15 protein-coding genes are annotated in these 19,271 nt (G+C 58.7%); 3 read left to right on the top strand and 12 right to left on the bottom strand.

The window, feature by feature from the left end; all coding sequences use genetic code 11:
* Positions 1-32: 32 nt before the first annotated feature.
* The 9 genes from araG to LU493_RS13915 all read right to left on the bottom strand — a co-directional run bounded on the left by araG (position 33) and on the right by LU493_RS13915 (position 11,795).
* Positions 33-1,580, bottom strand: coding sequence for an L-arabinose ABC transporter ATP-binding protein AraG (araG, locus tag LU493_RS13955; RefSeq protein ID WP_275288395.1), 1,548 nt, complete (start codon positions 1,578-1,580; stop codon positions 33-35).
* Positions 1,564-2,550: an arabinose ABC transporter substrate-binding protein gene (locus tag LU493_RS13950; protein WP_275288394.1), complete on the bottom strand. Its 987-nt coding sequence runs from the start codon at positions 2,548-2,550 to the stop codon at positions 1,564-1,566. Before LU493_RS13950 ends, araG begins: the two co-directional genes overlap by 17 nt.
* Positions 2,551-2,942: 392 nt before the next feature.
* The gene (locus LU493_RS13945) at positions 2,943-3,845 is read right to left on the bottom strand and encodes a carbohydrate ABC transporter permease (RefSeq protein WP_275288393.1); all 903 of its coding nucleotides are present in this window, start codon (positions 3,843-3,845) and stop codon (positions 2,943-2,945) included.
* Positions 3,842-4,684: a carbohydrate ABC transporter permease gene (locus LU493_RS13940; RefSeq protein WP_275288443.1), complete on the bottom strand. Its 843-nt coding sequence runs from the start codon at positions 4,682-4,684 to the stop codon at positions 3,842-3,844. The genes LU493_RS13945 and LU493_RS13940 overlap by 4 nt, the downstream gene beginning before the upstream one ends.
* A gap of 109 nt (positions 4,685-4,793) precedes the next feature.
* Positions 4,794-6,071, bottom strand: coding sequence for an extracellular solute-binding protein (locus tag LU493_RS13935; RefSeq protein WP_275288392.1), 1,278 nt, complete (start codon positions 6,069-6,071; stop codon positions 4,794-4,796).
* Between the two features lie 72 nt (positions 6,072-6,143).
* A complete protein-coding gene (locus LU493_RS13930) occupies positions 6,144-7,223 on the bottom strand; it encodes an ABC transporter ATP-binding protein (RefSeq protein ID WP_275288391.1) in 1,080 nt (359 codons plus the stop codon).
* Positions 7,220-8,746, bottom strand: a complete 1,527-nt coding sequence (locus tag LU493_RS13925; protein WP_275288390.1) for an alpha-N-arabinofuranosidase — start codon at positions 8,744-8,746, stop codon at positions 7,220-7,222. Before LU493_RS13925 ends, LU493_RS13930 begins: the two co-directional genes overlap by 4 nt.
* A gap of 404 nt (positions 8,747-9,150) precedes the next feature.
* Positions 9,151-10,284: a carbohydrate porin gene (locus LU493_RS13920; protein WP_275288389.1), complete on the bottom strand. Its 1,134-nt coding sequence runs from the start codon at positions 10,282-10,284 to the stop codon at positions 9,151-9,153.
* Between the two features lie 299 nt (positions 10,285-10,583).
* On the bottom strand, positions 10,584-11,795 hold the full coding sequence (locus tag LU493_RS13915) for an aldose epimerase family protein (RefSeq protein WP_275288388.1): 1,212 nt from the start codon (positions 11,793-11,795) through the stop codon (positions 10,584-10,586).
* A gap of 212 nt (positions 11,796-12,007) precedes the next feature.
* Here LU493_RS13915 and LU493_RS13910 point away from each other — a divergent pair, with 212 nt between their 5' ends.
* On the top strand, positions 12,008-12,958 hold the full coding sequence (locus LU493_RS13910) for a LysR family transcriptional regulator (protein ID WP_428994566.1): 951 nt from the start codon (positions 12,008-12,010) through the stop codon (positions 12,956-12,958).
* 117 nt (positions 12,959-13,075) lie between these two features.
* On the opposite strand, the gene LU493_RS13905 is transcribed toward LU493_RS13910, so the two are convergent.
* From LU493_RS13905 to LU493_RS13895, 3 genes are all read right to left on the bottom strand, one after another.
* A complete protein-coding gene (locus LU493_RS13905; RefSeq protein ID WP_275288386.1) occupies positions 13,076-13,999 on the bottom strand; it encodes a Gfo/Idh/MocA family protein in 924 nt (307 codons plus the stop codon).
* A gap of 77 nt (positions 14,000-14,076) precedes the next feature.
* Positions 14,077-15,882: an IlvD/Edd family dehydratase gene (locus LU493_RS13900; protein ID WP_275288385.1), complete on the bottom strand. Its 1,806-nt coding sequence runs from the start codon at positions 15,880-15,882 to the stop codon at positions 14,077-14,079.
* Positions 15,883-15,895: 13 nt separating this feature from the next.
* The gene (locus LU493_RS13895) at positions 15,896-17,653 is read right to left on the bottom strand and encodes an IlvD/Edd family dehydratase (protein ID WP_275288384.1); all 1,758 of its coding nucleotides are present in this window, start codon (positions 17,651-17,653) and stop codon (positions 15,896-15,898) included.
* Between the two features lie 278 nt (positions 17,654-17,931).
* Between LU493_RS13895 and LU493_RS13890 the strand changes: the two genes are divergently transcribed.
* A complete protein-coding gene (locus tag LU493_RS13890; RefSeq protein ID WP_275288383.1) occupies positions 17,932-18,951 on the top strand; it encodes a TRAP transporter substrate-binding protein in 1,020 nt (339 codons plus the stop codon).
* A gap of 96 nt (positions 18,952-19,047) precedes the next feature.
* A partial coding sequence (locus LU493_RS13885; RefSeq protein WP_428994565.1) for a TRAP transporter small permease subunit occupies positions 19,048-19,271 on the top strand: 224 nt, incomplete at its 3' end.

The raw sequence follows: 19,271 nt of genomic DNA, 5'->3' as shown, positions 1-19,271 counted from the left end.
ACAGTCTCTCAAGCATTGTTGTCTTCTGGTCATCAGGCCGGCAATGCCAGGCCCAGCAAGCGTTCCGGCGTGGCCTCGTCACGGGACACGATGTCGACCAGTTCGCCGTCGCGCATCACACCGATGCGATCGCAGATGGCGCTGATCTCCGCCAAGTCGCTGGAAATCACCACCACGCCCTTGTCGTTCTCGGCCAGGTCGTACAGCAGGGAGTAGATGTCGCGACGGGCGCCGACATCGATTCCGCGTGTCGGCTCGTCCATGACGAACAGCTCGATGCGCTCCGATAACCAGCGTGCCAGGATCACCTTCTGCTGGTTGCCGCCGGACAGGTTGCTGATGCGCGTGCGCGGGCCCGGCGTCTTGATGCTGAGCCTCGTGATGTAGTCCTCGGTATTGGCCAACTCGCGGCGGGGGTTCCGAAAGCCGCCGAGGCGCTTGAAGAAGCGCCGACAACTGATATTCAAGTTGTCGGTCACACTGGCGATGGGAAAGATGCCCTGGGACTTGCGGTCTTCAGGACACATGGCAATACCGGCGCGAACCGCTTCACCGGGTGTCGTGAAACGTCGCGCTTCGCCGTCCAGCCTGACCTGACCCTCGCTCGGCGACTCCACGCCGCATACCAGCCGCATCAGCTCGCTGCGACCGGCACCGACCAGGCCGAACAGACCGAATACCTCGCCACGCCGCACCGAAAAACTGACCGGCGCATTCACACCCCGACCACACAGGCTATCGACCTCCATCAATACGTCGCCGGTGGATCGCGGTCGGTAACCATAGACATCATCGATGTCGCGCCCCACCATCTCGCTGACCAGGGTGTCGTGATCGAGCCCCGCCATGGTTTCGTGGGTACGAATGTGCTGGCCATCGCGGAATACCGTGACGGCATCGCACATCTCGAACACTTCCTCCATGCGGTGCGTGACATAGAGCACGACCCGACCTTCATCGCGCAGGCGCTGAACGATGCGCTTGAGCTGCCGGGTCTCCTGAACGGAGAGGCTACTGGTGGGCTCATCGAAGGCGATGACCCGGGCATCCCGCAACAGCGCTCGGCCGATCTCGATCATCTGCTGCTGGCCGATGGAAAGGTCGCGGACCTTGGTGGCGGGATGAACCGAGTCTTCCCCCAGCTCGACAAGGATCTCCCTGGCTCGCTCATGCAGGCGGCGACGATCGAGCATGCCGCGTCGTTCCGGCAACTGACCGAGCAACAGGTTTTCCGCTACCGACAGATTCGGCGACAGCGTCAGCTCCTGATAGATGATGGCGATACCCTGGGCCAGCGCCTGCCGTTCATGGGCGAAGACGTGCCGCTCGCCATCGAGCCACAAGGCCCCCTCGCTGACTCGATTGACGCCACTCAGCACCTTGAGCAGGGTCGACTTGCCGGCACCGTTTTCCCCCATCAACGCATGGACCTCCCCCGCCCGGGCGGCGAAGCTCACCCCGTTCAACGCCTTGACCCCGGGGAACTCGACCGTCACGTTCTCGACACTCAGGTAAGCGTCGGCGGCCTTGCCGACGCCTGCCCGTGCGACCGCCACGGCACTCTCAGAGACCGAGCTCATCGCGTACCGCCTCCCAGTTGTCACGGGTCATCAGGGTGCCGGTGGTTTCGGTATTGGCCTTCGGCTTGTCACCCTCGGTGACCCAGGTATAAAGGTTCTGCGCCGTCTGGCGACCATGCATGGTGGAACTGACTGCCACGGTGCCGTGGAAGCCGGTCGGCTTCTCCCGGGAGAACTCGGCAAAAGCCGCGCCGGAACCATTGATCCCGACCCCGATCACATCGTCGGCGGCCAGACCGTACTGCTCGGAAGCTCGCACCCCGCCCAGCACGCTTTCTTCGTTGAGCGCATAAATGACCCAGTGCTCGTATTCGCCGTTCTTGGAGAAGACCGGAGAGGCCGCCGAGAAGGCACTGGAGGTATCGGTGTTCTGCTGGGGGGCATCCAGGATGTTGCTTTCCTGGAACCCTCGGTCCAGCAGCGCATCAGTGGCACCGTCGGTACGTTTCTTGGCCGTGGGCAGCTCATAGTTGGTGATGCGTAGTGCCGCGACCTTCTCGGGATCCCAGCCTCGGGCTTCCATTTCGTCCGCGATGGCATTGCCGACCTGTTGACCGATCTTGTAGCCCGACATGCCCAGATGCGGCACCGCCTCCATGGGCTCACCATCGGCATTGACGAAACGATCATCCACGGTCACCACCTTCATGCCGTACTGTTCGGCGCGGCGCATGATGGTGGGTCCGAGGCGCACATCGGGCGGACAGATAACGAACCCCTGGGCACCTTGGGAATTGAGGTTGTCGATGGCGCTCAGCACCTCTTGACCGTCTTCACCGGCGAGCCTGACGACCTCGAAGCCTTTCTCTTCACCCAGCCGGGTGGCGGCATCCTGCTCATTGATGAACCAGGCCTGTTCGGGCTTCTTGACGATGAAGCCGAGCGTGACGTCATCTTGAGCCTGAACCAGCGGCGACAGCGCCAGGCAGGCACCGAATGCGAGGGGAGCGAGAATGGGGAAGCGGGACATAGGCGTCTCCTTTGCCCTGGGGGCGTTTGTTGTTGTGACGTGTTGTGAAAGCTGTCTCCGGTGGTGTCATGGCATGCACCGGATGCGCTTCCACCCTATGCCGTCTCAACATAACCATCCAATGCGTTTATGGTCAGTAATTGATATAAAATTAAATATCACTTCCGCGACAAGGACCGAACGACCGAGACCACCATCACCGCCAGGCCCAGCATGCTGCGACTAAAGTGTGTCGCCACCTACGGTTGCCGGGCACAACGACGCCCCGGAGGAAACCCGACCGGGGCGTCGACATCCACGGGAGTGGCAATCCAGCAAAGGTTAGTCGTCCGATGTCTGATACGAAGCGTCAGGTACAGGAAGCAACGAATCCAGCATTTTGGTAGACCGCACTAGCCCTTGACCCCTGAGGAGATCATCACGGCCTCAGTCACTTTTTTCTGAAAAATGAGGTAAGCAATCGCAACAGGTGCCGCACCAAGAAGCGCCACCGCCATGACCCGCGCGTAACTGACCCCGAATGTATCCCTGACTTGGGTGATCCCCACCGGAATCGTCATCATGTCTTCCGAGGTGATCACAAGAAAAGGCCAAAAGAACTGGTTCCATGCCATGATGAAAGTGATGATTGCCAGTGCAGTCGTGATCCCCCAGTTGAGAGGCAAATAAATTTTGAAAAGAAGCGTATACTCCCCCCCTCCATCGAGCAGCACTGCCTCACGCATCTCTTTGGGCACAGCATCGAAGAACTGCTTGTAGACGATGATGACGACTGGAACGATGAGCTGCGGCAGTATGATACCTGCCCAGGTGTTGACAAGCCCCATATCGTTCATCAGCACGAACTGGGTGACAACGAGTGCCTGGGTGGGAATCATGAAGCTGGCCATCACCACCGCATAGAGTATCCGACGGCCGGGGAAACGCATCTGCGAAAGCGCATAAGCACACATCATCCCCGAGATTAGCACCAGTACGGTGATGATCAGTGAGGTTCCGATCGAGTTGACATACCATTTCAGAATACTGGTATTGAAAATCGACTCGACGTAAGCCGTCAGATTGAACATGTCAGGCAGGATACCGGCGTTCTCGCTTACCACATGGTCTTCATCGCGAATCGATGTGACAAAGGCCCAATAAAGCGGAAAGATCCAGATTGCGGCACCAATCAGCGTAATAGCCAGGAGGACCTTGTTCTCGAGCTTTCGTATATTGAGGTTAACACCCCATCCCCCGGAAGTCGTCAGTGCCGTATCGGCACGTTCACTGCCTTGCATCCTTCGGACATTCATTTACGCCCTCCCATTCTCAGGAGTTGAAATTGCAGAACCGAGACGACCATGATGACAACGAACAGAACCAGCGCCACCGCTGAAGCATAACCGCCGTTATTGAGCTGAAAGGCCTCACGATAGACCATCATCAATAGAACATACGATGAATTGAATGGACCACCACCGCTCAGAAGGTATACCTGGTCGAACAATTTCAGCTGCAGGATCAGCTGGAGAGTCATGACCAATGCGGTCACCGGCCATAACAATGGCCAGGTAACTTTCATGAATAACTGGCGTCGCGTGGCCCCATCAAGCGACGCCGCCTCATAAAGTTCCTTGGGAATGTTGCGTAATCCCGCGATAAAAAGTAGCACATTGAAACCATTGGTCCACCAGATAGTAACGACCGCAACTGTAGGCATTACCCATGCAGGCTGTTTAAAGACAGCCACCGGCTCGCCGACAAAATACTCTATGACCGGCTGTAGAATGCCGAACTGAAAATCAAGCATCCATGCCCATATCTGGGTTACCACCGAGACCGGGAGAATATAAGGAAGAAAAAAGGTCGCTAGAACGAGTGCCTGCATTCTTCCAGATAGCCGGTTGACGGCTATCGCGATAGCCAGTGCGATCACCGTCGTAGGGATGACCGTCAGAAGAACGAAATAGCCATTGTTCTTGAGCGACGTATAGAAGAGGTTGTCCGTCAGCAGTTGTCTGTAATTTTCCAACCCTACCCACTCACCGGATCCGATCAACGGCGCATTGGTGAAGCTAAGCTCTACCACGCGGATCATGGGATAGAGAAACACAAGACCAAATATCAGGACAAAGGGCGCAATGAGCGTCATCGCCACCACAATGTGCCTGCGTCTATTTGTTATCATAGCCAATGTTAATACTCCCCTTGAGCTTCCGTTCCGCGCCATTCATGTGGGCGCGGAACACGCACTACACTCATCAATCGCGCAATGATTGAAGCTCGCTCTTCATTTGCTCGGCAGCCTGCTCAGGCGAGAGAAAGCCATGAATCGCCGGCGCTATGTTGTTGAGCGCCGCATCATAGACCGGCGAGGCAACACCGGCGATAGTTGAACGAGGATCATAAGCGGCAATATCCACGAGCGAGGAATAAGTGGCATTGGGCTCCATCTGACGGAACTCATCGCTTTCAGCGACGGGGGTATAGGCCGGGATATGGCCGGCACGTGCCCAGCTGATGGCATGCTTTTCCATCCAGGCAATAACCGTCATCACAGCTTCACGCTTTTCCTCCGACATCTCTTCGTCACCCTGGATGGGAATGGCGAAGGCATGGCTATCGGCCCATACCGCCTCTTCATCCAACAGGGTCGGTACCTGCACAGCCCCCCATTCAAATCCAAGTGTTCCGGCCTTCTCCATATCGGTCATTGTGGGTACCTCCCACACGCCATTGATCTGGAAAGCCGATTTACCCGATGTAAATAATGCTACGGAAGCTTCATATTCGGCATTCTCGGGCTGGTAACCTTTATCTCCCCAGTCCTGCATGATCTCGATTGCCTGTACGGCCTTGTCGAAGTTTTCGCCGGGCAACACCTCACCATTCTCGATGAATGCTCCTCCTTGCTGGCTGAGAAGCGTATAGAACATGCGCCAGACACCGCCAGGCCCCCCGGTCTGGTAAGAGAGTGGTGGCTGTGCCCCATTGTCCTGAGCAACCTTCAAAGCGTTATTGAAGTCGTTGAGACTCTCGATGCCCGTCAGTTCTCCATCGTCATCAAGATATTCGGTACCCTCGAGATAACTCTTGTTGTAGTAGAGAACGACCGAGTGAATATCGAAGGGTACGGCATACAGGGTACCGTCCTCGTCAGACGCGGCCTTTGACGCCCGCTCAAAGAAATCACCGCGTGACAGGCCAACGGTTTCGAGGTCCGAATCGTTAATCGGCGTCAGAACGCCTTCGGAAAGAGCACGAGGCAGGCGAGAGAGGTGATAGGTCACCACATCCGGCCCCTGGCCTACAGCAGCGGCCGTACGCACCTTGGTATAGAACGGCACCCCCCACTCGGATGTCGTGCCATTTATCGTAATATCAGGGTGCTCTTCATTGAACTGATCGATCAGCGATTTCATTCGCACACCATCTCCACCAGCAAAAAAATCCCACCAAACGACTTCAGTTTCCGCCAGCACTGGAGATGCAATGGAAGATGCCACCGCGGCAATCATCATGGATTTAAATACTTTCATACGTCCTCCGTTGTAATAATTTATTGCTACCCGACTAGCCCAGACATGCACATTACGAAATGTGGCCATCTTTTACCGCAAGCGCTTTCCTTGCTTGGAAAAAACCAGAACATCCTTGGAATCCGCCCAGACTTGAACGGACGCTCGTGCATGCAGTGCCCTCTCCCCGCGACGTTCGATCACGACCTCCTGGCCACCAGCCAGCCGTGTATACAAGTAGGCAACGCCACCGAGGTTCTCGGTCAATTCGACAGTGGAGCTAAAACCTCCCTCACGCATATGCAAGTGCTCGGGCCTTATCCCCAGCGTCACCGCCTGCCCTTCCTCGATCACACTCTGCGTGATATCCGCCTCGAGTGATTGACCGTTAGTTCCCTCGATCTCGGCCACGATGCCCTTCACAGTTTTCCTGGTGACAACGGCGGAGAGGAAATTCATGGCGGGGGAGCCAATGAACCCGGCAACGAACTGGTTGGCAGGGTCATCATAAAGTTCGAGCGGTGGCCCAGCCTGCTGAACCATGCCGTCACGCAGAACAAAAATCTTGTCGGCCAACGTCATCGCCTCGACCTGATCGTGGGTCACATAGATCATGGTCGCTCCAATTTTCTGGTGGAGTCGCGATAACTCGAGCCGCATCTGGACTCGCAATTCAGCATCGAGGTTGGACAGCGGCTCATCAAACAGGAACACTTTAGGCTGGCGAACGATGGCTCGCCCAATCGCTACACGTTGACGTTGACCGCCCGAAAGCTCGGACGGCTTCTTGTCCAGATGTCCTTCGAGCTTGAGAATATCCGCAGCCGCCCGGACCTGTTCGATCACTTTTTGCTTGGGAGTACGCGCCAGCCGCAAACTAAACGCCATGTTCTCGAAGACACTCAAGTGTGGATACAACGCATAGGACTGGAACACCATCGAGACTTCACGCTTGGCAGGCTCAACCTTAGTAATGTCCCGCCCTTCGATATCGATGGCGCCTCCATTCGTCTCCTCGAGACCCGCAATCATGCGCAGTAACGTCGACTTCCCACACCCGGAAGGTCCGACAAAAACAGCGAACTCCCCTTTTGAGATATTCATCGACACATCATCGATGATCTGGTCATCACCAAAATATTTATCAACAGAATGAAGACGAACTCCGGTCATGATCTTGCTCCTCGTCCCACATCGAGCCGTACAACATGATAAGACAACGGCGAAAGCTTACCCCTTACCTGACAACCCTCGACACCAACTCCCACGCCATCAAAGGGCGCGACGGCAGACGGCCTGTTCGGCCCATTTGTTTCTCGCAAATCAAACCCTTCCATCACCGTGTGTTCGATCACCCGTGCCGCATCGAAGCCGTAAAGTGACAAATCGAGATCGGCAATTTCTTCCAAGTGTCGATTCACCATGAACAATGTAACCTTCTCATTCTTTTCATCATGCACTGCGGCAACATCGAGATAATTTACATCATCAGCCACATTGCAATCGTAGGTAGGCCCATCTACGGAGACGTTTAGCGCGACTCCTCGCCCATAAAGAGATGCAAACTGATAGGGATAATAAATTGTCTGACACCAAGCTATTCCACCCTTTTCAGCTCGGATCGGGGCAATGACGTTGACGAGCTGGGCGATACATGCAATACGAACCCGATCACTGCGTCGAATAAATTCATTCAACAGGCCGGCGACGAATAATGCGTCTTCGAAATTGTAATCTTCCTCAAGAAGATCGGGCGCTTCTGGCCAATCCCATGTTTTCCAGCGCTTTGAATCCTCTTCACGCTGGTGATACCAGACATTCCATTCGTCGAAGCAAATGTAGACATCATTCTTGGCACGCTTCTTTGCCTTGATGAAATCTATGACGCCACCGATAGCTTGTATATAGCGACCGGTTTCCTCGATCTTGCCGAAGTAGTTAAGGGTATCGTTGCTTGAGTTACCGAAATATTTATGCAGCGATATATAATCTACATTTTCGTAGCATTCTTCGAGCACCTCACGCTCCCAATCAGGATAGGTCGGCATCTCATCATTGGATGATCCACATACAATAGCCTCGATTTTTCCGTTGATTGCCTTGAGCGCCTTGGACGTCTCATTGGCAAGATGACCGTATTCCCTGGCATTCTTTTGACCGACCTGCCAGGGACCATCCATTTCATTACCCAGGCACCACATCCTGACATCATATGGTTTGTTTACATTATGGCTTCGGCGAAGTTCCGACCAGTAAGTTCCTGATGGATGGAGTACATATTCAGCAAAATTCCGGGCATCTTCCAATCCTCTAGAGCCAAGATTAACGGCAAGCATCATATCGATACCAGCCATCTCGGCCCATTGCGCGAACTCATTGATACCAACCTGATTGGTTTCCTTTGACCTCCAGGCAAGATCGAGACGGACGGGACGCTGATCCTTGGGACCTACACCATCTTCCCACCGATACGCTGAAACGAAATTCCCACCCGGATATCGAATCGCCGGAATATTGAGAGCGCGCACCAGATCGAGAACATCCAGGCGAAAACCGTTTGAATCGGCTTCGGGATGGCCGGGTTCATAGATCCCCGAATAGATTGCGCGCCCCATGTGTTCGATGAACGCTGAATAGAGCCGGTCATCGATAGTACTGATCTTAAAGTCTCGGTGCAGCGACGCACGAATGAGCATAAAGCCCCTCCAGTGACAACATGCAATTCTGGTCTCACGCGGCCCGCTCACACCGTCGGTTCCACGCATATTTCGTTATCTTCTCAGCCCCTAGTAATACAGATTTACGCCATAACCATCCAATACCACTAACGTTAAAAACCGATATCATTATGTATATTGAATATGAAGAAATCACCGATCCAATGAGGTCACCATCATCGTGGAAATGAATACTCTGCGACTAAAGTTTATCGACATGCCTATGACCCTTATAAACATGCAAACATACCTCGCAAAGAAAAAGCCCGAGCTCTTCAGGACACAGAGCTCGGGCCATTATCAACACCTGACATCACCCGCTACTAGTACTTAAAAGCAGGTCGGTGTGGTGGGAAATATCGTGTTTCCTTGACAAGTCGAGGTTAAAAATAATACTTGAATCGCAGTCGACCGCCGTAACGATCGGCGTCTCCACCGTCGCTATCCTTCTGATCAATCTTGCTATAATAGGCTCCAAGATAGATATCAAGGTTATCGATACCCATTACCTGGGAAAAGCGGTATGAAGTGTACAGGGTGTCGGAAGTATAGGTGCCAGGCACGCTGATCACTTCAGCGCTTTCCTGAACGCTATCGATATCGTTACGCGCGTGGATATAGCCCAAGCCGAAATCATGCCACAAAGCATTGAGACCCAGCGTCAGGTTTTCCTCCTCATGGGCGTCCAGGTAAGCCAGATTGGCATTGACGCTGAAATCGTCCAGAGAGTAGGAAAGCCGCGTACCATAGCCTGTACGGTCGCTGATATCCTCGCCACGTTCATCGACAATGGCATCATCAACAACGTTGGTTTCCCCCCCTACGGCCAGTGTCCAGGGCCCCGGGGTCCAGGCCACTACCGGTCGTACGATAAAGGAGTTCTTGGCATCGTTCTCGGGGTCGATGGCATAGCCATGATACGTATCGCTTGCAAAAAGATTGGTGCGATCGCCAAACAGGGTCGAAACTTCAGCATAGAAGTCGCCGCGCGTCTGGCTGAGCAGTACCTGGCCGGAGTCTCCGCCGCGGCCGCGCCCCTCCTTGGCCTGATAGATATAACCGTGGCCATCAGAGTACAGATCGTTGGCAGTATCACCGCTGTATTCAACGAAAACATCCTGGCCTAACGGGAAAAGATCGAAGGCTTCGAAGCGCCCCACCTTGAGCTCAAGGCCGTTATCACGATTACCAAGCGCTAGCCAGGCATCATCGACTCCCATACCACCGTCGGTGCCGACCAGAGGCTGGACCTTGAAGCGAGCATAGTTCTTACCGCTGGTATGCTCACCAGCAGCCTCGAGCAGAACACGTCCGGTTTGGTTGTACTCATCACTTCTCTCGAACTCTCCATCCAGAAAGATCGGGCCCTCCTGGGAGTTTTGAGCATTGATATCAAGCTCAACATCACCGCCAAAGGTTAATTTCCCCGACTCATACTCATGGACCACATCAGCAAATGCTGAATTTGCCAAAAGAACGGACAGAACTCCAACACATGATTTTAATTGTATTTGCACTAGATACCTCTTTTATCGATTAGATTTATTACATCCCCCGGATAATCCATATCCATAGCACTCCTTTCAGTTAGATTTCTTCAAACACCTCCTTACGCTTATTCACGACACAACTTCCCCATAAGGAGCAGCCAAGTCCCTCAGAAAAGAAAATTATTTTTTCCTTTCGACATTCAACTATTTTTTAATCAGCACTCAATAAGCCCAAAAACCGACCCAACTGTTCTGGCTGGCCTTGAGCCTATCGGCTCAAGGTGCCATCGCTGTAGTGGGTCGAGGGCCGCTCACAGAGTTAAAAGTCAGTTTGAAGTCGTCTCTGAACCGCCGGTCGTCGAGTTGGTAGAAAAAACGTACCGAGTCTGGCTTTGGTAGGTTTCCCCTGGCTGCAGCAATGTCGAAGGGAAATCGGGCCGATTGGGTGAGTCCGGAAAATGCTGGGTTTCCAGGGCCAGGCCGAAACGATGGCCGTAGGTCGTCCCGCCCTTGCCGGCCAAGGAGCCATCCAGGAAGTTGCCCGAGTAGAACTGGAGACCGGGCTCGGTGGTGAGCACTTCCATCACCCTGCCGCTGTGTCCGGCCTCCAGGCGAGCCGCCGTCACCAGCTCGTCCTCGCCCAGGCCCTCCCGGTCGAGGACGAAGTTGTGATCATAGCCCTGGCCTCTGGCCAATTGGGTGTTGTCGGCCTCGATGCGCTCGCCGATGGCCGTGGGCTCGCGGAAATCAAAGGGTGTCTGCGCCACGGAGCGCAGCTCACCGGTCGGAATCAGGCCATCATCCACCGGTGTGAAGGCATCGGCATCGATCGTCAGGCGGTGATCGAGAATATCGTCGCCGTCGGCTTGCTGCCCGGTCACGCCATCGAGATTGAAGTAACTGTGCTGAGTGAGATTGACCGGCGTGGCAACGTCGGAGGTGGCGTGATAGTCGACGGTGACGGCATTGTCATCACTCAGCGTATAACGAACCCGAGCCTGTAGTTCTCCCGGATATCCCTGGTCCCCATCGGCACTGGTCAGCGTCAGGATCACCCCCACGCCTCGCTCGTCCTCGACGGTTTCGGCCTCCCAGAGACGCCGGTCGAACCCGCGATCGCCGCCATGCAGGTGATTGTCGCCATCGTTGGTGGGCAAGGTATGTACCTCGCCATCCAGACGGAACTCACCACCGGCAATACGGTTGCCATAGCGTCCGATCAGGGCCCCGAAGTAGGGATTGGCCTGGCGATAGGCCGACGACAGATAGCCCTCAAGTCGGTCGAACCCCAGCACGACGTCGCCGAATTCGCCCTCGGCATCCGGCACCTCGAGGGCGACGATGATCCCCCCGTAAGGCGTCACCGACAGACGCGCCCCCCGGGTATTGGTCAGGGTGTAAAGTGCCACCTCGCGACCATCCGGCAGGGTGCCGAAAACGCCTTGCTCGATACTTCGCTGCTGCTCCATTCCCGTTCCGTCCCGTGTTGTCTCCTGAGCGAAAGCGATGCCGGCCACCAGCGGCAAGGCGGCCAGCATGGCCCATGCTCCGTTTCGAGTGCCAAGCCATGCACCTTGCACTGCCGATGTGCCTGAGAAGCGGTCGAATGCGGTCATTTGTTGTTGTCTCCTTCCTGTGACGTCCCACTGATCGTCGACCACATTAGACAGATGAGACATTATCCGCTAATAATGACTTATCGAGTTATCAATACCCATTTGGTTATCACAATATGACACGTCGCTCCACCATGGGTGAGTTGCCACCCGACTGGTTTCTCAAGGTAAGACTAAAGTTACGCCACCTGCAGTTGTTCCTGGCCCTGGACGATCACCGCAACCTGCATCGTGCGGCCGCCAGCCTTTCCATGAGCCAGCCCGCCGCCTCGAAGCTGCTCGGCGAACTGGAAGGACGCCTGGGCGTACGCCTGTTCGAACGTCATTCGCGAGGCGTCGAGCCCAACTGGTATGGCGAGGTGGCGGTGCGTCATGCCCGCAGCATCCTCTCCTCCCTGCAGCAGACCGGCGACGAGCTCAATGCCCTGAACGCCGGCAATGCCGGCGCGGTCTCCGTGGGCACCGTGATGGCGCCGGCGGTGACACTGATCTCCCGGGCCCTGGAACGCGTTCATCGCCAATTGCCGGGCCTCAAGATCAGCGTCGATGTGGATGTGAGCCCGGCCCTGGTGCCTCGATTGCTGGAAGGCGAGCTCGACATGGTCATCTCGCGCATTCCCGCCGGGTTCGACCCCGGGCATTTCGTCTTCGAGGAGATCGGCGAGGAGGCCATCAGCGTGGTGTGTCGACGCGAGCATCCGCTGGCGAATGTCGCCTCGCCGTCGCTGGCCGACATGAAGGCCTACCCCTGGTCGCTCCAGCCGCCGGGCGCCCTGATGCGGCAGCGCGTCGATCATCTTCTGATGTATCACGACCTCTCGCCGCCGACGCATATCATCAACACCTCGGACGTCCTGGTATCGCTGGCACTGGTGGCCAACTCCGACACCCTGACGGTCACCAGCCGGGAAGTCGCCGAACTGCTATGCGACCCGCAGCGTTTCCGGGTACTGCCCACCGAGGAAGCCCTGAGCGTCCAGCCCTATGGCCTCATCACCCTCCGCCAGCAACGTCTCTCCCCCGGCGCCGCCGCCCTGACCACCCTGCTGCGCGAGGTGATCGCCGAGGGATGGGCCAACGGCTGACTCGCGTGCTTTTTTCTTGAGTGCCTGGCCAGAAAGTCGGCGAGCGAAGACCCGAGCCAGGCCCGCTATCGGCGGGCCAACGTATTTCTCGCCTCCATGTGGGTCACAAGGGCAAAATCAGTGAAAAGGCGACACTATCTCCCGATGCCCCAACATCATGGCATCCGCCACATGCCGTAACGGCGTGACGTCCACATCGCTACGCCCCGTGGTCAACAGTTCGTGAAAATGGGTATAGAGGCCCGAATATTCGCGCTCCGGCTCGTCGACCACCGTCTCACCATCGAGCGTCAACCGACGCCCACCGCCGGACAGTTCGAGGCGCCCTTCCTCGGTGATGATGGTCATCTCCCAGCGCGGCGGGTCCTCGTGGCGGAAGTCGAAATCCGCCTCCAGGGGCACGCCCGCACCATCGCGCAGATGCAGCCGGGCAGCAATCGGGGTCTGGCAATTGTCGGGCACCTCGAGCGTGGCGCGCTTCAGGAAGAAAGGGGTATCGACCAGCCGAGTGACGATCGACAAGGCATTGATACCGGGATCGAACACGCCCATGCCGCCCGCTTCCCAGAGCCATGCCTGACCGGGGTGCCAGACCCTGACGTCTTCATGCCAGACGATCTCGATTCCCGTGACTCGACGCTCGCTCAGCCACTGCCTGGCGACCGGAACGGCGGGGGCAAAACGCGAATGCCAGGCGGCGAAGAGCACGCTGCCCCGCGACTCGGCCAGGGCGTTCAGATCCTCGACCTCGGCCAGGGTCGCGCCGGGCGGCTTTTCGAGCATGACGGCCTTGCCGTGCGCCAGCGCCTCGCGGGCCAGGGCATGGCGCAGATGGGCCGGGGTGCAGATCGCCACGGCATCCAGCGACGGTTCCTCGGACAACATCGCCCCCAGCGAGGCATGGCCGGGCACGCCCTCGAGCCGAGCGTGGGGATCGGCCACAGCGACGAGCTCGAGACCGGGCGTGGCCTGGATGGCGGCGAGATGCTGATCGCGAACGATCTTCCCGGCCCCGACCAGGCCCAGGCGAAATGGGGACATGAAACCTCCTGATGCGAAATGCTGGCCGGGCATCCTACCGTCTCGAGAAGGTGCCCGCCATTGAGGGCAAGATCCGTCTAATGATTGTCCCGGGGCGGACTTTGACGCGCCACATCCCGATAATCGGGCGCGTTGCGCAGCGTCATCCCGTCCGCCAGGGGCGCCACCAGCGTCCTCTGGATCTCCTGCCAAGGCGTCTGGTGGTCGGGATAGCGATACCCGCCCTCGGCCTCCAGGCGCTCACGGCGCGACGCCAGCTCGGCCTCGTCCACCCGCAGGGTCACCTTGCAGCGTCCCAGGTCGACGCGCAGCCGGTCACCGGTCTCGAGCAATGCCAGGGGCCCACCGGTGGCGGCCTCCGGCGAGGCATTGAGGATCGAGGGCGACCCCGATGTGCCCGACTGACGACCGTCGCCGAGGCACGGCAACGACTCGATGCCCTGCCGAATCAAGGAGGCCGGCGGCTGCATGTTGACCACTTCGGCGCCACCGGGGTGCCCTACCGGTCCGGCACCTCGCATCACCAGGATGGTGGTGGCATCGATCTCGAGGCCGGGGTCGTCGATGCGGGCGTGGTAGTCCTCCGAGCCATCGAACACCACCACTCGGCCCTCGAAGGCATCAGGGTCCTCGGGCGTATCGAGGAAACGGCGGCGGAAATCGGCGGAAATCACGCTGGTCTTCATCAGCGCCGAGTCGAACAGGTTGCCCGTGAGGTTGAGAAACCCTGCATGTTCGACCAACGGATTGGCGTAGCGGCGGATCACCTCGTCGTCGGCGGTCTCGCGGCCGGTCAGGTTCTCGGCCAGCGTCCTGCCGTTGACGGTCGGCACATCGCCGTGCAACCGCCCGGCGGCCAGCAGCTCGAACATCACCGCCGGCACGCCCCCGGCACGATGAAACTCCTCGCCCAGGTAAGCGCCCGCCGGCATCACGTTGGCCAGCAGCGGCACCTCGTGACCGAGGCATTGCCAGTCGTCGTTGTCGAGCGCGACACCGGCATGGCGGGCAATGGCGTTGACATGTACCGGGGCGTTGGAGGAACCGCCCAATGCCGAGCAGGTCACCACAGCGTTCTCGAACGCTTCGCGGGTCAGGATATCGCTCGGTCGCAGATCGTCCCAGACCATGTCGACGATGCGCTCGCCGGTGGCATAGGCGACCGCACCGCGTTCCTTGTAGGGGCCGGGGATCATTGCCGAACCGGGCAGACTCATGCCCAGTGCTTCGGCCATGGAATTCATGGTCGAGGCGGTGCCCATGGTATTGCAGTGCCCCACCGAGGGCGCGGAATCGGCGATTCGCGACAGGAATTCGGGATAATCGATGTCACCGGCCGCCAGGCGCTTGCGCATCTCCCAGACCACGGTCCCCGAGCCGACACGCTCGGCACCCCGCCAGCCGTTGAGCATCGGCCCGCCGGACAGCACGATGGCCGGGATATTCACCGTCGCCGCGGCCATCAGGCAGGCCGGGGTGGTCTTGTCGCAGCCGGTGGTCAACACCACGCCGTCCAGCGGGTAGCCATGCAGCACCTCGACCAGCCCGAGATAGGCCAGGTTGCGATCCAGCGCGGCCGTGGGCCGACGCACATTCTCATGGATAGGATGCAGCGGGAACTCGAAGGGCACTCCACCGGCGGCACGGATCCCATCCTTGACGCGTTTCACCAGCTCGATGTGATGGCGATTGCAGGGCGTCAGGTCGGATCCCGACTGGCAGATACCGATGATCGGTCGGCCGGACGTCAGTTCCTCCAGGGTGATTCCCTGGTTCATGTAGCGCTCGATGCACAGGGCCGTGGTGCCCGGATGCTCGGGGTTGTCGAACCAGTCGCGCGAGCGCAGTCGGTCGGATGTCATGCGGGGTCGCTGGGTCGTCATGGCGTCTCCGGTCTCAGTGAGAATGGCGCGGCACGTCGGCACCCCGGCACCCCACCAGGAAGTCGAAGTCACAGCCTTCGTCCGCCTGCAGCACATGCTCGATGTAGAGCTGACGATAGCCGCCACTGCTGGCGATCTGCCGCGAGGCCTGGGTGGGATCGTGCTCGGCCAGACGTGCCTGGAGCTCATCGTCCTCGATGTCCAGATGCAGCTTGCCGGCGTAGGCATCCAGTTCGATCCAGTCGCCGTTGCGCACCGCCGCCAGCGGTCCCCCGGCCGCCGCCTCCGGCGCCACATGCAGCACCACGGTGCCGTAGGCCGTCCCGCTCATGCGCGCGTCCGAGAGTCGTACCATGTCGGTGACACCCTGCTCGAGCAGCTTGGCCGGCAAGCCCATGTTGCCCACCTCGGCCATGCCGTGATACCCGCGTGGCCCGCAATGTTTCATCACCAGCACGCTGTCGGCATCCACGTCCAGATCGGGGTCATTGATGCGTGCCTTGTAGTCGTCGAAGTCCTCGAACACTACGGCACGACCCCGGTGCGTCATCAGTTCGGGGGTCGCCGCCGACGGCTTGAGCACTGCCCCCTTGGGCGCCAGATTGCCGTGCAGCACGCACATGCCACCATCCTCGACCAGCGGGTTGTCCAGCGGCCGGATCACCTCATCGTTGTAGAGCGGCGCCTCGCAGACGTTCTCCCACAGGGTCCTGCCGTTGACGGTCGGGGCCTCCTTGTGAGGCAGGCGGTCGGCTTCGCCCAGTCGGCGCAGAACGGCGGGCAACCCACCGGCATAGTAGAACTCCTCCATCAGGAAGCGTCCCGATGGCTGCAGGTCCACCAGCGTCGGCGTACCGCGACCAATGCGCGTCCAGTCGTTCAGCGCCAGATCGGCGCCGATGCGACCGGCGATGGCCTTGAGGTGAATCACGGCGTTGGTCGAACCACCAATCGCCGCATTGGTGCGAATGGCATTCTCGAAGGCCTCTCGCGTCAGGATCTTCGAGAGCCGGAGATCCTCGTCGACCATCTCGACGATACGATTCCCCGACAGGTGGGCCAGCACATAACGACGCGAATCGACCGCCGGGATAGCGGCGTTGTGCGGCAGCGACACGCCCAGCGACTCGGCCATGCAGGCCATGGTCGAGGCCGTGCCCATGGTGTTGCAGGTCCCCGCCGAACGTGACATCCCGGCCTCGGCCGCCATGAAATCATGCATCGAGATCTTGCCGGCCTTGACCTCCTCGGAGAGCCGCCAGACCACCGTTCCCGAGCCGATGTCACGCCCTTCCTGCTTGCCGTTGAGCATCGGTCCACCGGTGACCACGATCGTCGGGATATCGCAGCTCGCCGCCCCCATCAACAGTGCCGGCGTGGTCTTGTCGCAGCCGACCAGCAGCACCACCGCATCGATCGGGTTGCCCCGGATCGCTTCCTCGACATCCATGCTCGCCAGATTGCGAGTGAACATCGCCGTCGGCCGCAAGTTGGACTCGCCGTTGGAAAACACCGGGAATTCCACCGGATAGCCGCCCGCCTCCAGGACACCCTGCTTGACGTGGTCGGCAATCTTGCGGAAGTGGGCGTTGCAAGGCGTCAGTTCCGACCAGGTATTGCAGATGCCGATGATCGGCTTGCCCTGGAATTCGTGGTCGGGGATGCCCTGGTTCTTCATCCAGCTGCGATACATGAAGCCGTTCTTGTCGGCGCTGCCGAACCATTCGGCGCTGCGCAGCGTCGGCTTGTTGGCGTTCTTCGGTGACGACATGGAGGTGACTCCTCGCGGCATTCCTGGGCGATGGGCAAGACCCACCGATGATGTGCCACGGACACTACGACGAGACGAGAGCAAAGTACACACATACGAAAGTATATGTTGAACATATATGACTTGTGGGCAACATTCCTCCTGCTCGCTTTCGATGGTCCGCGACACGACAACCGCGACCAGCCACGGATTCGACAAGAGAGAGCGGGCACATATCACGACAACTCGAAACACGCAGCACGAACGTCAACAACAAACTCCCCGAACGGAGAGATTCGATGCCACACCTGACCCCCAAGCTGCTCCTGGGCGCTTCCGCCCTGTTGCTGAGTGTGACCGGTGCCCATGCCGCGGAGTACGAATGGACCTTCCAGGCCTCGGAAACCGCCGGCGAACCGAGTTTCAAGGTCAAGCAGGAGTGGGCCGAACGCATCGGCACCATGACCGATGGCCGCGTCCAGATCGAATTGCTGCCCATCAACGCCGTGGTGGGCCCCACCGAAACACTGCAGGCCGTCAGCTCCGGCATCCTGCAGGGTCACATGACCGACCCGAGTTACTTCTCCGGCCAGGACCCGGCCTTCGGCATGCTGGGCAACCTGGTCGGCGCCTGGAGCGATCCCTATGACTTCCTGGAGTTCATGAAACAGGGGGGCGGCGAGGAGCTCTACAATGAACTCGCCGAGCCCTATGGCACCCACTTGATCGGGGCCGCCACCTTCCCGCTCGAATCCGTTCCCTCCACCGTCCCCATCGAGAGCCTGGAGGACTTCGAGGGCCTCAAGCTTCGCGCGCCACAGGGCATGGTCTACAACATCTTCGAGCGCATCGGCGCCACCCCGGTCAACCTGCCGGGCTCCGAGGTCTATACCGGCCTGGAGAAGGGCGTGATCGATGCCGCCGATTCCACGGTGCTTTCCAACAACGACGCCCAGGGGCTGCACGCCTTCGCCCCTTACCCGCTCTATCCAGGCTTCCACTCCATGCCGATGATCGCGGTGTCGATCAACAAGGAGACATGGGACAGCCTGCCGGCGGAACTGCAGACCACGCTCGAGACCGCCTTCGACGCCATGGCGTATGACTTGATCGCCCGCCTCAAGGAACAGGATATCGAGACCCTCGCCAAGCTTCGTGAGGACCCTGAGGTGCATCCATTCAACCTGCCGGCGGAAGAGCGCAAGAAGTTCCGCCAAGCCGCAGAGAAAGAGTGGAAGGAATGGGCCGGTCGCAACGAGATGACCCAAAAGGTCTACGACGCCGCCACCGGCTTCCTCGAAGCTCGCGGCCAGCTGTAAGCACGCGCGCTTTTCTACCTGAACACCCGGGCCGGCCTCGCCGGCCCCTCGTCATTACGCCACCACGCTGCCCGACAAGGGCGGCACGGAGTCAAGATGTCTTCCACCACCGAGGATGCTGGCGATCCACGGGGCGCCACGCCGAGTCCGACACCCCCCGACCCGGTGCGCAACGCCTTCGACCGGGGCGTGGCAGTCTGCGGCCGCATCGCTGCCTGGCTGGTGCTGGTCGCCATGGTCATTAGCGTCTATGAAGTGATCATGCGCTACGCCTTCGCCTCGCCCACCTCCTGGGTCCACGAGACGGTGGTCATGCTGGT

This window comes from Halomonas elongata (assembly GCF_029081005.1).
GTDB lineage: Bacteria > Pseudomonadota > Gammaproteobacteria > Pseudomonadales > Halomonadaceae > Halomonas > Halomonas elongata_B.
The sequence above is the reverse complement of the archived record's forward strand: the minus strand, read 5'-3'. Positions and strand labels throughout refer to the sequence as shown.

What these genes read in the sequence shown, in the direction of transcription:
- araG (WP_275288395.1), bottom strand. Translation starts at nt 1,580, where the DNA reads ATGAGCTCGGTCTCTGAGAGTGCCGTGGCGGTCGCACGGGCAGGCGTC.
- LU493_RS13950 (WP_275288394.1), bottom strand. Translation starts at nt 2,550, where the DNA reads ATGTCCCGCTTCCCCATTCTCGCTCCCCTCGCATTCGGTGCCTGCCTG.
- LU493_RS13945 (WP_275288393.1), bottom strand. Translation starts at nt 3,845, where the DNA reads ATGAATGTCCGAAGGATGCAAGGCAGTGAACGTGCCGATACGGCACTG.
- LU493_RS13940 (WP_275288443.1), bottom strand. Translation starts at nt 4,684, where the DNA reads ATGACGCTCATTGCGCCCTTTGTCCTGATATTTGGTCTTGTGTTTCTC.
- LU493_RS13935 (WP_275288392.1), bottom strand. Translation starts at nt 6,071, where the DNA reads ATGAAAGTATTTAAATCCATGATGATTGCCGCGGTGGCATCTTCCATT.
- LU493_RS13930 (WP_275288391.1), bottom strand. Translation starts at nt 7,223, where the DNA reads ATGACCGGAGTTCGTCTTCATTCTGTTGATAAATATTTTGGTGATGAC.
- LU493_RS13925 (WP_275288390.1), bottom strand. Translation starts at nt 8,746, where the DNA reads ATGCTCATTCGTGCGTCGCTGCACCGAGACTTTAAGATCAGTACTATC.
- LU493_RS13915 (WP_275288388.1), bottom strand. Translation starts at nt 11,795, where the DNA reads ATGCTGGCCGCCTTGCCGCTGGTGGCCGGCATCGCTTTCGCTCAGGAG.
- LU493_RS13910 (WP_428994566.1), top strand. Translation starts at nt 12,008, where the DNA reads ATGGGTGAGTTGCCACCCGACTGGTTTCTCAAGGTAAGACTAAAGTTA.
- LU493_RS13905 (WP_275288386.1), bottom strand. Translation starts at nt 13,999, where the DNA reads ATGTCCCCATTTCGCCTGGGCCTGGTCGGGGCCGGGAAGATCGTTCGC.
- LU493_RS13900 (WP_275288385.1), bottom strand. Translation starts at nt 15,882, where the DNA reads ATGACGACCCAGCGACCCCGCATGACATCCGACCGACTGCGCTCGCGC.
- LU493_RS13895 (WP_275288384.1), bottom strand. Translation starts at nt 17,653, where the DNA reads ATGTCGTCACCGAAGAACGCCAACAAGCCGACGCTGCGCAGCGCCGAA.
- LU493_RS13890 (WP_275288383.1), top strand. Translation starts at nt 17,932, where the DNA reads ATGCCACACCTGACCCCCAAGCTGCTCCTGGGCGCTTCCGCCCTGTTG.